The following is a 14,167-nucleotide window of genomic DNA, read 5'->3' on the forward strand; positions in this document are numbered from 1 at the left end:
CCGTTTCCCGGAATAGCCATTCCGGCTGGCCGCCGTTTCGCGGCACACTGCCTGCCTCGTATTCATATAGATGTGTGGAGCAGGCATGGCAGGGCAGATACTCGCCGGCATACGCGTGCTGGAACTGGGCCAGTTGATCGCCGGGCCCTTCGCCGCCAAGACCCTGGCGGACTTCGGCGCGCAGGTCGTCAAGATCGAACCCCCCGGCCTGGGCGACCCCCTGCGCAAATGGCGCCTGCTGCACGAAGGCACTTCCGTGTGGTGGGAAGCCCAGTCGCGCAACAAGCAATCGGTGTGCGTAGACCTGCGCCAGCAGGAAGGCCAGGAAATCATCCGCCTGCTGGCCGCCCAGGCCGACGTGCTGATCGAGAATTTCCGTCCCGGCACTCTGGAAAAATGGAGCCTGTCGTGGGAAGCCCTGCACGCCCTGAACCCGCGCCTGATCATGCTGCGCATCTCGGGCTACGGCCAGACCGGCCCCAAGGCCCGCGAGCCGGGCTTCGCGGCCATTGGCGAAGCCATGGCCGGCCTGCGCTACCTGAACGGCGAACCCGGCCGCGCGCCCGTGCGCGCCGGCCTGTCGCTGGGCGACACCATTGCCGGCCTGCATGGCGCCCTGGGCGTGCTGCTGGCCCTGTACCAGCGCGACGCCCGCGGCGGGGAAGGGCAGGTAATCGACGCCGCCCTGTACGAAAGCCTGTTCAACCTGACCGAAAGCCTGCTGCCCGAATACACCGCCTTCGGCGCCGTGCGCGAACCGGCCGGCGCGTCGCTGCCCGGCATCGCGCCGTCCAACGCGTATCCCTGCAACGACGGCTACGTGCTCATCGCCGGTAATGGCGACGCCATCTACCAGCGCCTGATGGCCCGCATCGGCCGCGACGACCTGGGCCAGGATCCCGCCCTGGCCCACAACGACGGCCGCGCCGCCCGCGTGCAGGACATCGACGCCGCCATTGGCGCCTGGACCTCCCGGCGCAATATCGACGAAGTGCTGGACGCCATGCGCGAAGCCGGCGTGCCCAGCGGCCGCATCTACAACGTGGCCGATATCGCGCGCGACCCCCACTACCGCGCCCGCAACGCCATCGCCGAAATCCAGGGAGCCAGCGGCGTGCGCGTCGAAATGCCCGCCGTCTTCCCCATGCTGTCCGCCAACCCCGGCGCCATCCACGACCGCGCCCCCACACTGGGCGAACACACCGACAACGTGCTGGCCGCCGCCGGCCTGTCCGACGAACAACGCGCGCAACTGCGCGCCCGCGGAGTCATCGCATGAACACCGGCGCCCCCAGGATCGAGATCAACGAAGTCGGCCCGCGCGACGGCCTGCAAATCGAAAAAGCCTTCGTTCCCACCGAAGAAAAAATCGCTTTCGTCGACGCCCTGTCCGATTGCGGCTACGCCCGCATCGAAGTCACCAGCTTCACCTCGCCCAAGGCCATCCCGGCCCTGGCCGACGCGCAAGACGTCATGCGCGCCATCCGCCGCCGCCCGGGCGTCATCTACACCGCGCTGGTGCCCAACATACGCGGCCTGGAACGCGCCGTGGAAGTGGGCACCGACGAGCTGAACCTGGTCATGTCCAGCAGCGAAACCCACAACCGCGCCAACCTGCGCATGACCCGGGACCAGTCGCAGGCCGAACTCACCAGCATCCTGCAGGCCGCCCGGGCCGCGGGCGTGCCCTGCAATGTATCCCTGTCCACCGTATTCGGCTGCCCCTTCGACGGCGACGTACCGGTCAGCGAAGTACTGCGCCTGGCCACCCAATTCGTCGAAGCCGGCGCCACCGGCATCACCCTGTGCGACACCACCGGCATGGCCTACCCCAGCCAGGTGGCCGATGTGTGCGAACAAGTGGCCCGCGCCGTGCCCGGCATCGCGCTGACAGCCCACTTGCATAACACGCGCGGCATGGCCCTGGCCAACGCCATCGCGGCCTGGCAGACCGGCATCGTGCGCTTCGACGCCGCCGCCGGCGGGCTGGGCGGCTGCCCCTACGCCCCCGGCGCCAGCGGTAATGTGAATACCGAAGAACTGGTGCACATGTTCCAGTGCATGGGCATAGCCACCGGCGTAGACCTGCAGGCCTTGCTGGCCATCGTGCGCGGCCTGCCGCAACTGGTGCAGCGCGACTTTTCCACCCCCTTGCTGTCCGCCGGCCACCGGCTGGCCACCCACGCGCCGCCCGCCTGGCTGGCTGAGCGGTTCGGGCCCGCCTGACCCGGGCGTTTTCAGGCGCTGTTCCTTCCTACCCATAACAATCCCCAGGAGACATCAACCATGAGCATTCCCTTCCTGCCCAAACCCCTGCGCGCCTGCCTGGCCGCCGCCACCCTGGCCATCGCCGCCAGCCCCGCCGCCGCCCTGGCCGACTATCCCGACCGCCCCATTACCCTGCTGGTGCCCGCCGCGCCCGGCGGCACTACCGACCTGGCCGCCCGCCTGATCGCCCAGCCCCTGGGCGAGGCCCTGGGGCAAAGCGTGGTGGTGGACAACAAGCCCGGCGCATCCGGCAGCATTGCCACATCCGCCGTGGCCAAGGCCGCGCCCGACGGCTACACGCTGCTGCTGCAGTACTCCGGCTACAACGCCATTTCCCCGCACGTGCAGCCGCAAACCGACTGGGATCCCATCAAGGACTTCGCGCCCATCGCCAACATCCTGTCGGCCCCGCAAGTCATCGTGGTGCGGCCCGACCTGCCCGTCAAAACCCTGAAAGAACTGGTGGCCTACGCCAAGGCCAACCCGGACAAGCTGAACTACGCCTCGTCCGGCAACGGCGCCCTGCAGCACGTGGCCACCGAACTGCTGAAGCAGATGGCGGACGTCAAGATCGAACACATTCCCTACAAGGGCACCGGCCCGGCGCTGAACGACCTGCTAGGCGGCGCCGTGGACATGACCATTACCACCCCGCCGCCCCTGCTGGGCCACATCGCCGCCGGCAAACTGCGCGCCCTGGCCGTTACCGGCCCCAAGCGCCTGGAATCCCTGCCCGACGTACCCACCGCCGCCGAAGCCGGCTACCCCGACCTGCTGGTGTCGTCATGGTTCGCCATGTATGCCCCCGCCGGTACGCCCCAGGCCGTGGTGGACAAGCTGGCCGGCAACATCGAAAAAATCATGAAGACCGACGCCTTCCGCAAGAAGGCCGCCGAGCAGGGCGCCGAAGCCGAATTCATGGGGCCGCAGAAACTGGCGGACTACACCAAGGAAGAGTACGAGCGCTGGGGCAAAGTGGTGAAAGCGGCGGGCATCAAGGGAAACTGATCCTGCCCGCGGCGCCTGGGTTCGCCTAGGGGTCAGACGCCTTGCGTGTCTGACCCCGCAAGCATGGATGGCGCATGGCGCTGGCCTTCCCGGGCGGCGAAAAATGCCCCACCCAAAGTATGGCTATAATTCCAGCCCCGGCCAGTTCCAAGCTGGCCGCGGCCTACGATGCGGGTGTAGTTCAATGGTAGAACGGCAGCTTCCCAAGCTGCATACGAGGGTTCGATTCCCTTCACCCGCTCATTTTGCATCTACAAACCCGCTGAGAGACTTTGGGAAGTTGACTAAGTCCTTGATGTTCAGCGAATTTCTGAAAATTGACCTTTTCCGGCGTTCAGGAATATTCGTCAGTTTTTACCCTGGATAAGTACATTTTTCTGGCCATCGTTTTGATGCATTGGCGGCTTGTTCGCGTGCGTCTGTCGAGGCCCGTTGACGTCTATGGAGAGGCGTTGCACGGTCTCGGAACTTGGGGTGGCGGGTCTCCTTTCGGCTTGGTATGTGCAGACGCACAGTCCACTGGCGTCCACCAGCATCCAGCGTTTTTAAGTCCATTTTCGGGCCGTGGTTCCGATGCTGTAACGGCGCTGACTTTGTCGGGTCATTGTCCATGACTCGATCTCGTCTAATTGGAGATTTGAAGTTGGAGCATGGCGCTCACCGAATTGCGTGTCCGGGCTGTGAAGGAGACGGGAAAGGCTTACACCCTGGGCGACTATGACGGATTGTCGTTGTTCGTATCCGCCAAAGGTGGCAAGGCGTGGGGTAATCCCCCATTTTTGGCAGTGGCCAGAAGTAGGAACGCTATGCGTTCCTATTTTTGCGTTCCGAGCAGCGCAGCCGTAGCATCCATCTGCTCATGCTCAAAAGCCGCCGCGAAATCATCCAGTTCGTTCGCGCGTAGTCCGACATCCGCTCCAAGAGCGGCCTGTCGCCAATTCACGACGGCTGCATGGACCTCTGCCAAGACGCCCAATGCCTCTTCCTTATCCAGTGCGAAGTAGGCCGCGCGAGCCAGCAGCATTTGCACATCGTTGATCGGGCCATCTGTTTCAGATAGCCAGGTCTTGGATTCCCGTTCCTTGTCCGGAAAGGGGTTGACGTCGAAGGCGGGCGCAAGACGCCACAGTCCATGCTCTACATGCAGGAAACCATGATTCTGCAAGTGGTCGTCTACGTTCGTAATCAACAGATTGAATACAAGGCGACGCCATAGCTGGTGCAAGTCTCGGGTGGGTTCATGGCCGTGGGAGCGGATGGCATCCGCGATTTCCGTGTAGCTGCGATCTTCCTCGCGCGAAGCCTGCAGCAACGATGCGGCTGACTGGTATGGAATGCGGCCATCGGCGCCGTCGCGATCAAATCGGCGGATGACGGCTATCGGCACGTCTGCTAGAGAGACGATGCGCGCGGGTGCCGCGTCGATGCCTGCCAGCGTCGCCAGCTTTAGAGCCAAGACCTCCCCGCGGGTGACACTGCGCGTGTCGTTCACACTGGGAAACTTGCCGATCGCGAGCCAGCCGTCTTCGTCCACCATGGTGCACTTGGGGCGCATGCCGCCAAGCGAGGTGCCCTTGCCTTGCAGGTAGCGCAAGTCTTCGGCTGTTTCCTGCCCACGTTCGACAGCTCGGCTGGCTTGATAGATGTGTTCGAGTTCGATCAACGGTGGGGTCGTGCGTCGGCCTTCAGGCACTGTGCGATGCCAGGTCCCGTCCGGACCGCGTAGGCGCAGCGCGCCAACGCGACTGAAGTCATCGACCGCCAATAGATAGTCCAACTCCGTCAATGCCGGTAATTTGGGATCGGTTCGGCGTCGTTTGGCATGGTCGCGGGCGATGACGCGCCGGCCCCAGGCGTCTGGGGTGGTATCGGCGATCGCACCGTGGAATACGGAGTCGTGGGGCGAGGCAGCCTTGTGTGGCTGGTGGCCTGGCATCAGTTGCAGATCGGCCGATACGTTGAACCGCTCGGGGTTGACCAGCCACGCTTCGTCATAGGCAAAGGCGCAGTTTTCGCGCCGGCCTTGCTGGACGTATATCAGCGAGCCGAGCGGTAGCCCAGCCTTGCCGATGCAGACTTGAACTTGCTGGCGGATCGGTGCGGCAGTAGCCATCACAATGCTCCCGAGGATCCGCCGGACTTGTTGCGCACGCGCTTTGGCAAGTTCTCGTCCATCAGCGTGAGCCCAATCTCGTCGTTCGGTGTGTCTAGCAGATGCTCCAGCGCTTGGATCTCGCCGAAGACGTGCAGCGCACGGGCGAAAAAGTGGATGGGCACGCGGACGTCGCCTTTCTCCATGCGGCGCACCGTGGACAAGGATGCCCCCATGCGCTCGGCAAGCGACGCCTGGGAGATATGGCGCCGCCTACGGGCCAGGGAAATGTCGCCGCCGAGCTTCCGGATCGCTCGTTCGACGGGGAGGGGGATGGGGAGATCCATTTAAGTGCTCTCAAAGGAGCTTAAATTATAGATAAGAATTCCTATTGGAGCAATTATTTGAGAAATGAGAGGCTGTTTCCAGGCCCTTGCTACCCCTTCCAAAGCAAGTCCATAATCAAGTCCATCTCTGCATTCCCGCAGCGATCACCCCTTTAAAAATCAAAGGGTTAGGCACTGAGTGCGATTCCCTTCACCGTACTCATTCGATGGCGAGGCTGCACGGGACAGCAGGATCGATGCGTTCGGCTATATAATGATATTAATTCTCATTTGATCGTGTTCCTTGTTCTGTTCTCATGCCAGCCCAGGATCTACCTATTACCGATGATGTGGCGGGGCTGTATGTCGAGCATGGCAAATGGCTCCAGGGTTGGCTGCGCAGGCGCGTAGGCGACACTTTTGCGGCAGCCGACCTGGCGCAAGACACTTTTCTAAGCCTGCTAGACCGCAAGACGGCGGCTGTCGAGATCCGGGAGCCGCGTCCGTTCCTGGCGACGGTCGCCCGTCGGCTACTTGCACACCGCCACCGCCGGCAGTTGCTCGAAACCGCTTACCTCGAGGCTCTCGCCTGCCTTCCGGAGGAAGTGACTCCCTCGCCGGAAGCTCAGCTAATGGCCGTCGAGAGTTTGCAGCAGATCGACCGCGTGCTCGATGGTCTACCGCCCAAGGTGCGAGAAGCCTTTCTGTTGGCCCACTTAGTCGAACTGAGCTACGCCGAGATTGCCGAGCGGTTAGGCACTTCGAGCAGTTCGGTAAAGCAATATCTGACCAGGGCCAACCGCGAATGCATGTTCGCGTTGACGGTCTGACGCCATGGACTCCCGTAGAGACACTCTGACTCTGCCCAGTGGCCGGGTCATCAGCCGGGCCACGGCGGATGCTGCGGCGGACTGGCTCACGCTGCTGATGTCCGGAGAAGCTGGCGATGCGCAGCAACACCAATGGCGCCGATGGCGCCAGGCACATGTTGACCATGAGGCCGCTTGGCAGCACGTCGAATCTGTCACGGGCCGAATGAAGTCATTGGAGGGTGCTCCGGCTTATGCGGCCCTGTCCTCCTATGGCACGACCGATCAGCCGTCCTCCGCTGCCCGCCGACGGGTCACCCGAATGCTCCTGTGGGCGGGGGTAGCCACCAGCGCCGGGTTGCTCGCTTCGCGCACTGACACCTGGCAGGTCCGCACGGCCGACCACCGCAGCAACACCGGTGAGCAACGCGACTTCACACTAGAGGACGGTACCCGGCTGACGTTGAACACGGATAGTGCGGTAAATGTGCGCTTTGATGCGAACCAGCGCCGCATCCTGCTGGTGGCGGGCGAGATCATGATTGCCACCCGCCATGGCCCGGGGCCGGCTGATCCGCGGCCGCTCTCGGTGGCGACCGCCGAGGGCCGCATCCGTTCGCTGGGAACGCGGTTCACGGTACGGCAGCATGCTGGACGGACCAGTGTGGCGGTTCTGGAAAGCGCGGTGGAAGTCTCTCCTTGGGCCGGGTCCGGCAGTGTACGTCTGCTGCACGCCGGCCAGCAGACCCTGTTCAGCCGCGATGCCGTCGAGGCGCCGCGCTCCATCAATGAGCAGGCGGATGCCTGGGCGCGGGGCCAGTTGGTGGCTGACGAGCAGCGGCTGGACAAGTTCGCTGCCGAACTGGATCGCTATCGGACGGGCGTGCTGCGCGTCGATCCGCAAATCGCGAGCCTGCGGCTTTCGGGTGTCTTTCCATTGGCCGACACCGATCGCATTCTGGCTACGCTGCCCAGCGTGCTGCCGGTACGCGTGCAGTGGCGTACCCGTTTCTGGGCGACGATCGTACCGGCCGACTGAGGCCTGGGAAAAAATTTTTCGAATTGACTGCCCGATTGGCATGTTCGCGGCACCTACCTATGAGGGACCGGAATTTTCGGAGGTCCAATCCAGAGGAAGAACATGCCGAACCTGCGCCGCGCCCACGATTCGGAGCGCCTATATCCATCGTCTACTGCGCTTGCCGCCCTGACGCTGACCGTCGCCCTCGCGGCCGGCGCTCCGGCCGCCGTGCTTGCGCAAGGCGCCACGCCTGCGGCAGGGACCGCCGCGGTCGACTTCAGGATTGCCGCCGGGCCGCTGGCACCAGCCTTGCGTCAGTTGGCCAGCACGGCCAACATCATGTTGACCTTTACCGCCGAGCAAACCGAGGGCAAGCGCACGGCCGGCGTGAACGGTCGGCATCCCGCCGCCGGCGCGCTGAGCCTATTGCTCGCCGGTAGCGGCCTGCGGGCCGTGCAATTGGACAATGGCGCGTTCGTGCTGCGAGTCGACGAGACGCTTTCATCCGCCGCGTCCGACGCCGCCACGCTGCCTATGGTCACGGTGACTGGCACAGCCGCCAACGGCACTACCGAGGGTACGGGCTCGTACACCACCAGCAGCATGAGCACGGCCACCCGGCTCAACCTGTCCATGCGCGAGACGCCGCAGTCGGTCACCGTCATTACTCGCGAATTCATCCGGGATCAGAACCTGCAGACGATCAACGACGTGGTGCAGGCAGCCCCCGGCCTGACCTTCCGGCGTTTCGGGCCAGAGCGCGCCTCCTTCTACGCGCGCGGCATGCACGTGGACAACATCATGTTCGACGGTCTGCCCGTGAGCTTGGACAGCTCGAACCTGTCGCAGGACTTGTTGTCCACCGACATGGCCATCTACGATCGCGTGGAGATCGTGCGTGGCGCCACGGGACTGGTGCAGGGCGCAGGTAACCCGTCGGCCGCCATCAACCTGGTGCGCAAGCGGCCAACCGATGTGCCGCAGGTGTCCGCCGGCGTGAGCGCTGGCAGCTGGGACCACTATCGAGCCGAGTTGGACGCGTCTGGTCCGCTATCAGATGACGGCAGTCTGCGCGGTCGTGCGGTGATCGCCACTCAGGATTTCGGAAGCTACAAGCGCGGCGAAGACAGTAGCGGCCAGACTTTTTACGGGATCCTGGAAAAGGATCTGGCTGCCTCCACCACGCTCACGCTCAGCGCGCTGCACCAGGAAAACCGGCTGCATGGCAACGGCTTCACCGGCCTGCCCGTGGGCCGCGACGGCAGCGATCTGGGACTGCCCCGGTCCACGTCCTATGCCAATGACTGGGAACATTGGAACAAAAACACCACCTCGGCTTTCGTGGGGCTCGAGCACCGATTCGACAACGGCTGGCGTACGCATCTATCGGCCTATTACGCGCAGGCCGAAGTTGACATGCTGGGCCATTATCTCAATTACAACGTCACCACAGACAAATACCGCCAGTTGGGTGCGCGCAACGCCCATAAGGAAAAGCAGAGCAGCGTGGATCTGTATGCCAACGGTCCCTTCGAACTGCTGGGCCGTACGCATGAACTGGTGCTGGGCGCCAGCTACCGTAACGTCGATTTCGACGGCAACAGCCGCCAAGGCGTGGTTCTCTACGATGATCTCGATCTCTACGACTTCGACCCGAGCGCCGTTGCCAATCCCAATATCCCGCTGCGGGACTGGATGGACGCCGACATTACCCAGCAAAGCTTATACGCCACGACGCGTCTCAATCTGGCGGACCGGCTGAAGCTGATATTGGGCGGACGGTTGGACTGGTTCGACTACAACGACACCGTCAACACGTATCCGAGCTTTACCGCCAATACGCCATCCGTCAGTGCGCACAATCGCTACAGCATCAATAGTCAACTGACCAAGTACGCCGGCATCGTCTACGACTTGAACGACCAGCACTCGGTCTACGCCAGCTACACCGACATCTTCAAGCCTCAAAACTACATGGATGCCAGCAACAATCTGCTGGATCCCGTGATCGGCAAAAATTACGAAATCGGCATCAAGGGCGAATACTTCGATGGCGCGCTGAATGCCTCGGCAGCATTGTTCCGCATGGACCAGAAAAACCGTGCCTTCCGCAGCACCGATCAGACTCAGTGCGCCGGCTACCCGACAGTCGCCTGCTATTCGGCCGCTGGCGAAGTGCGCAGCCAGGGCGTGGAATTTGAGGTTCAGGGAACCATCACTCCCAACTGGCAGGTAAGCCTCGGCTATACGGTGGCCATCGCGCGCTATCGCAAGGATGCGAATCCCGACAATGTGGGCGAGCTGTTCGATACCGACACGCCACGCCACCTGTTCAAGCTGTCGACGATGTACCGACTGACTGGCGCTCTGCAGGGCTGGCGCATCGGCGGCTCGGTCTACCGTCAGGGCTCCATTTACAACAAGGGCACCACGAGCGGCGTACCATTCCGTATCACCCAAAACGCCTACACCCTGGCCGACTTGGTAGTGGGCTGGCAGGCGACACCGAAGCTGGATATGCAGCTCAACATCAACAACGTCTTTGACAAGAAGTACTACAACGCGCTGTCCGGCAGTGTGAGCTTTCCGAGCAACGTCTATGGCGAGCCGCGCAGCGTGACGCTGTCGGCACGCTACCAGTTCTGATGCGCAGCGGCATGCGTGACGCGATGGTGGTGTTGCACCGCTGCTACGGCCTGCTCAGCTTGCTCCTTTAGAACACGCCTTCAAGACCCAGCACGGCCAGGACCCGGGCATAGGATCCCAGCGTAGCCCCAGCGTCTCAGGCCTCGACCTTGTACAAGGTCGTCCTTAAAACTCCTGCTCGTTGCGATACGACGGCATAGCGACGAGTCACTGATCGTCGAGCGTTTGTTGAAACAAAATATATACCGCTGTCACTATCGACGTCCTTGTGACAGATAAGCATCCGGGCTGGCGCCCAATATTTGATTTTGTCGTATCAAGCCCGGCTGTTCGCATATTCCGCCTTGTGCGGTTACATATGGAAGTATGCGTGTCTATTTGCAAACAAATTTAGGGAATTTGCCTGCCGCGGCCCGTTACCATGCCGGGCCGCTACCGTTTCATGACCACACAGTCCAGAAAAGGAGTACCGCTCGTTCACGCGGGGTGAGATGCTTTCGATTGCAGACCTATCAAACATGCTGAATACGGAACGGACGATCCGGGTTTCGGTCGGTGCCGAGCCCTCCGGATTCATGTTCGACGCCATGCAAGGCACGGACGGCCTGTCCATCTTGTCCGAGTACCGGGTGCGCCTGCTGCATCGTTCGATGCAGGTCGACGTTGGAAGCCTGCTGGGCCAGCCCCTTATCTTGACGATAGAAGCCACGGCCACGCCCAGGTATCTCGGCGGCGTGATCGCCAGTTTTGCACTGGTGGGCCAGGCCGGCGACACGGATCGCTATTTCGCCTACGAGGCCGTGGTGGTGCCCTGGTTGTGGCTGGCCACGCACAAGCGGGAATTCCGCATCTATCAGAACCAGACCGTGCCGGACACCATCAAGCAGGTGCTGGCGCCTTACGGTTACGCGTTCGAATTCGAGTTGGCCGAGAACTACGAGCCGCGCGTCTATTGCGTGCAGTATGACGAAAGCGATTTCCAGTTCGTCAGCCGGCTGCTGGAAGCCGAAGGCATCCACTACTACTTCCGGCACGCCCAGGACAGGCACACCCTGGTAATGAGCGACGAGGTGCAGAACCACAAGACCGTGGCCGGCTATGAACAGGTCCGGTACTTCCCCGAGGACAAGCTGACGCTGCCGCGGCAGGACTACATGACCCAGATAGGGGTGCGTCAGGGCCTGAGGCCCGGCCAGTACACGACCAACGACTACAACTTCGTCACGCCCAATGCCGACCTGAAGGCCCTCCAGCAAATCCAGCTACCCCATGAGCACAGCCAGGCCGAGGTATATGACTGGCCCGGCAACTACGGCGACACGCTACTGGGTGAGCGCTACGCACGCCAGCGCATGGAGGAACAGCACCACGTGCGCGACACCCGTACGTTGCGCAGCACGGCCCGGGGCGTGGCCACCGGATCGTTGTTCAACCTGACCGGCTGCCCGCGCACGGAAGATAATCGCGAGTATCTGGTGCTGGCCACGCGCTACGATCTGAAGGAAAACAATTACAGCTCCGTGGGCGGTGATGCCTCGCAGGGCCACAAGTGTCTGTTCAACCTGACGGTGCAGGATGCGAAGCTGCCGTTCCGGCCGCCCCGCATCACCGAAAAGCCGCGTACCAGGGGCCCGCAGACCGCGGTGGTAGTGGGGCCGCAGGGCAAGGAAATCTGGACCGACAAGTACGGCCAGGTCAAGGTGCATTTCCACTGGGACCGCTACGACAAGCGCGACGAGAACAGTTCCTGCTGGATTCGCGTATCCAGCAGTTGGGCCAGCGGCAATTTCGGGGCGATCCAGGTGCCACGTATTGGCGACGAGGTAATCGTGGATTTTCTGAACGGAGATCCGGATTACCCGATCATCACGGGGCGCGTATACAACGCGGCGAAGATGCCGCCCTGGAAGCTGCCTGACAACGAAACCAAGATGGGCATCTACACGCGCTCCAGCCCCGGCGGCAACTATCACACGGCCAATGCCCTGAGGTTCGAGGACAAGGCCGGCCAAGAGGAAATCTACGTCCTGGCGCAGAAGGACCGTAACGAGAAGACCAAGAACAACCATACCGAGCGGATCGACAACAACTGGGTGCAGTCCGTGGGGAAACACAAGGCCATCGAGGTCGATGGCAATCACAGTGAGTCGGTGCACGGCAACATGATGCTGCACGTCGGCCCCAGCGGCGTGGGCCGCGTGCTGTCCAATTCGTTCCGCAAGCTGGTGGAGGGTATTGCCGACGTGGCCAAGTCGTTGCCTATCCCCGGCATCAACCAACTGGGCCGCGGCGTTTATTCCCTGTTCGCGGACCAGGCCATCAACGAAGCCACCGCCGGCGTCAAGACCCAGTTCGTGGGCCTGACCAAGACCGTGACGGTGGGCGGCACAATCGTCGAAAGCGCCGGTCATTCGATACAGCTGACGTCGGGTTCCAACATCTCGGTGGACGCTGCGAACACGGTTTCCATGACCTCGAATGGCGAGTTCCATATTCAGGTCGGAAAATCCGAGCTGCGCTTGACTGCCGATGGGTTCATCCGATTAAGCGGAGACACGCTTTTTCTGAATTTCGAGAACGGCATCGAAATGCAGGCTACGAACGAGATTGCTCTTTCTTCCAAGAAAATCAATCTCAATTGATTGCCCTCATTTCAAGGCTCACTCAATCGCATCAAACACATCAATCATCATGATTCACAACAAGCGACAGTTTTTTATCTCGGGTGGGGCATTGTTGCTCGTGATCGCCGGCGTGTTGATTGCGTCGCACTTTTTTGGTGAGCAAAGCCAACCGCCACTGGCCTCGGCACAAGGGCAACTGTCTTGTGACAGCGAGCAGTATTCCGAATACAACAAGAACATGGTACTGGCCGGAGAATCGACTATCGGCAGGCAGCCGCCGTCGGGCACCCGCCAGCAGCAGCAAGCCATGGTCGACGCTTTTGGAGCACTCACCCTGCCAAAGGACAAGACCATCATTTCCGCTGGTCACCTGAAAACGGGGAAGGTGTATACGACGGTATGCAAAAGTGAAAGATGCACCATGAACGAGATGGCGGAACCCGAGCAGGTCTGCTTGGCTGAGAACTGGAGTGGTTGTCGATATCTGGCAATGCAATTCAGAGAAAAACAATACTGCTTCCTGACGCCCTCGGATCAGTGACATGAGCGACACTGAATTTCCGTTTGGCAATGACCTGATGAAGCCCGAGGATTGGGTGGGTACCATGGGCGCGAAATCCCAGCGTTGGCTCATTTCCTATGAAGGCAGCCTGGCCGTCGTATGCGGCTACCACAGTTTCATTTTTCTTGGCCTGGACAGCATGGCCATTAGCGTGGTGAACATCCTGAACTGCGGCATCACCGTGAGCGCCCCCATCGGCAAGATATTCAAGGCCGTGGGCGGTGCCGCCAGGGATGCCCTGGCCTTCGAGAAAGCCAACGATCTCGTCGGGAACGCCAAAAAGGTCGACGATGCTGTCACCATGGAGCGCGAACAAGGAGCAGCGAACAGCGGCATGGCGCTGTACGAGCGCATGCAGAAGGCGATCCCTCAATTAATCTACGCGACCAAACCCTTTTCGTTCGACGACCTGGCGGGCATGCCTGGCGGCATCGCCGGTGCCGAGATCGAGGCCGCCGGTGCCGCGGGCATATATCGAATCGAAGGCTACGACGGCATAACGGGCGGTCTGACGAGCGATTTTTTCTTCAGGGCCACGGTCGCCAACGCTGGGACGGGGTTGATAGCAGGTGGCGTGGGATTATCCGCGGGCGTCTGGAGCGTCGAGGGACCCCGCAATCTCTACTGGGAGCTGGCCGCCAGCGCGCGTGCGCGCTGTGTCGTGGAAAACAGCGCTCCAAGCTACGACCAGCCCTATCGGCGGATTCCCAACCTTCATCCATATCTGCAGGGCCTGCCTCCCGCGGGCTGCTCGATGGAAGAAACCAGGTTCAATCCTGCGCGCCTCATGCAGCAACCGGTCCCGTAACGC

Annotated in this window: 11 protein-coding genes and 1 tRNA gene; 10 read left to right on the plus strand and 2 right to left on the minus strand. The window is 61.9% G+C overall.

Annotated elements, in window-relative coordinates; genetic code table 11:
* Positions 1–85: 85 nt before the first annotated feature.
* From LPZ50_RS01020 to LPZ50_RS01035, 4 genes are all read left to right on the plus strand, one after another.
* Complete coding sequence (locus LPZ50_RS01020) at positions 86–1,279, plus strand: CaiB/BaiF CoA transferase family protein (RefSeq protein WP_230656619.1); 1,194 nt, start codon at positions 86–88, stop codon at positions 1,277–1,279.
* On the plus strand, positions 1,276–2,226 hold the full coding sequence (locus LPZ50_RS01025) for a hydroxymethylglutaryl-CoA lyase (protein WP_230656621.1): 951 nt from the start codon (positions 1,276–1,278) through the stop codon (positions 2,224–2,226). The genes LPZ50_RS01020 and LPZ50_RS01025 overlap by 4 nt, the downstream gene beginning before the upstream one ends.
* Positions 2,227–2,286: 60 nt before the next feature.
* A complete protein-coding gene (locus tag LPZ50_RS01030; protein ID WP_230656623.1) occupies positions 2,287–3,276 on the plus strand; it encodes a Bug family tripartite tricarboxylate transporter substrate binding protein in 990 nt (329 codons plus the stop codon).
* A gap of 170 nt (positions 3,277–3,446) precedes the next feature.
* Positions 3,447–3,517: transfer RNA gene (locus LPZ50_RS01035), tRNA-Gly, on the plus strand.
* Positions 3,518–4,090: 573 nt separating this feature from the next.
* On the opposite strand, the gene LPZ50_RS01045 is transcribed toward LPZ50_RS01035, so the two are convergent.
* Together LPZ50_RS01045 and LPZ50_RS01050 are read right to left on the minus strand one after the other, a co-directional pair.
* Positions 4,091–5,389 carry a type II toxin-antitoxin system HipA family toxin gene (locus tag LPZ50_RS01045; RefSeq protein ID WP_230656625.1) on the minus strand — a complete coding sequence of 433 codons (1,299 nt, stop codon included), beginning with the start codon at positions 5,387–5,389 and terminating at the stop codon, positions 4,091–4,093.
* Positions 5,389–5,715 carry a helix-turn-helix domain-containing protein gene (locus tag LPZ50_RS01050; protein WP_230656627.1) on the minus strand — a complete coding sequence of 109 codons (327 nt, stop codon included), beginning with the start codon at positions 5,713–5,715 and terminating at the stop codon, positions 5,389–5,391. The genes LPZ50_RS01045 and LPZ50_RS01050 overlap by 1 nt, the downstream gene beginning before the upstream one ends.
* Positions 5,716–6,011: 296 nt before the next feature.
* On the opposite strand from LPZ50_RS01050, the gene LPZ50_RS01055 reads away from it, so the two are divergent.
* From LPZ50_RS01055 to LPZ50_RS01080, 6 genes are all read left to right on the plus strand, one after another.
* Positions 6,012–6,524 (plus strand): sigma-70 family RNA polymerase sigma factor, encoded by a 513-nt coding sequence (locus LPZ50_RS01055; protein WP_230656629.1) that lies wholly within the window; start codon positions 6,012–6,014, stop codon positions 6,522–6,524.
* 4 nt (positions 6,525–6,528) lie between these two features.
* Complete coding sequence (locus tag LPZ50_RS01060) at positions 6,529–7,542, plus strand: FecR domain-containing protein (protein ID WP_230656631.1); 1,014 nt, start codon at positions 6,529–6,531, stop codon at positions 7,540–7,542.
* A 102-nt stretch (positions 7,543–7,644) separates the two neighbouring features.
* Positions 7,645–10,170 (plus strand): TonB-dependent siderophore receptor, encoded by a 2,526-nt coding sequence (locus LPZ50_RS01065; protein ID WP_230656633.1) that lies wholly within the window; start codon positions 7,645–7,647, stop codon positions 10,168–10,170.
* Positions 10,171–10,745: 575 nt separating this feature from the next.
* Positions 10,746–12,812 carry a type VI secretion system tip protein TssI/VgrG gene (locus LPZ50_RS01070; protein ID WP_230656636.1) on the plus strand — a complete coding sequence of 689 codons (2,067 nt, stop codon included), beginning with the start codon at positions 10,746–10,748 and terminating at the stop codon, positions 12,810–12,812.
* Between the two features lie 49 nt (positions 12,813–12,861).
* Entirely contained in the window at positions 12,862–13,335 is a 474-nt protein-coding gene (locus LPZ50_RS01075; RefSeq protein WP_230656638.1) for a hypothetical protein, read from the plus strand.
* A 1-nt stretch (position 13,336) separates the two neighbouring features.
* Positions 13,337–14,164, plus strand: coding sequence for a hypothetical protein (locus LPZ50_RS01080; RefSeq protein ID WP_230656639.1), 828 nt, complete (start codon positions 13,337–13,339; stop codon positions 14,162–14,164).
* Positions 14,165–14,167: the final 3 nt, after the last annotated feature.

Origin of the sequence: Bordetella petrii (assembly GCF_020991325.1) — a bacterium.
Classification (GTDB): Bacteria; Pseudomonadota; Gammaproteobacteria; order Burkholderiales; family Burkholderiaceae_B; genus Bordetella_A; species Bordetella_A petrii_E.

Excerpts from the sequence above, each read along its gene's own strand:
- LPZ50_RS01030 (WP_230656623.1), top strand. The coding sequence starts at position 2,287 with ATGAGCATTCCCTTCCTGCCCAAACCCCTGCGCGCCTGCCTGGCCGCC.
- LPZ50_RS01055 (WP_230656629.1), top strand. The coding sequence starts at position 6,012 with ATGCCAGCCCAGGATCTACCTATTACCGATGATGTGGCGGGGCTGTAT.
- LPZ50_RS01070 (WP_230656636.1), top strand. The coding sequence starts at position 10,746 with ATGTTCGACGCCATGCAAGGCACGGACGGCCTGTCCATCTTGTCCGAG.
- LPZ50_RS01075 (WP_230656638.1), top strand. The coding sequence starts at position 12,862 with ATGATTCACAACAAGCGACAGTTTTTTATCTCGGGTGGGGCATTGTTG.
- LPZ50_RS01045 (WP_230656625.1), bottom strand. The coding sequence starts at position 5,389 with ATGGCTACTGCCGCACCGATCCGCCAGCAAGTTCAAGTCTGCATCGGC.
- LPZ50_RS01060 (WP_230656631.1), top strand. The coding sequence starts at position 6,529 with ATGGACTCCCGTAGAGACACTCTGACTCTGCCCAGTGGCCGGGTCATC.
- LPZ50_RS01020 (WP_230656619.1), top strand. The coding sequence starts at position 86 with ATGGCAGGGCAGATACTCGCCGGCATACGCGTGCTGGAACTGGGCCAG.
- LPZ50_RS01025 (WP_230656621.1), top strand. The coding sequence starts at position 1,276 with ATGAACACCGGCGCCCCCAGGATCGAGATCAACGAAGTCGGCCCGCGC.
- LPZ50_RS01065 (WP_230656633.1), top strand. The coding sequence starts at position 7,645 with ATGCCGAACCTGCGCCGCGCCCACGATTCGGAGCGCCTATATCCATCG.
- LPZ50_RS01050 (WP_230656627.1), bottom strand. The coding sequence starts at position 5,715 with ATGGATCTCCCCATCCCCCTCCCCGTCGAACGAGCGATCCGGAAGCTC.
- LPZ50_RS01080 (WP_230656639.1), top strand. The coding sequence starts at position 13,337 with ATGAGCGACACTGAATTTCCGTTTGGCAATGACCTGATGAAGCCCGAG.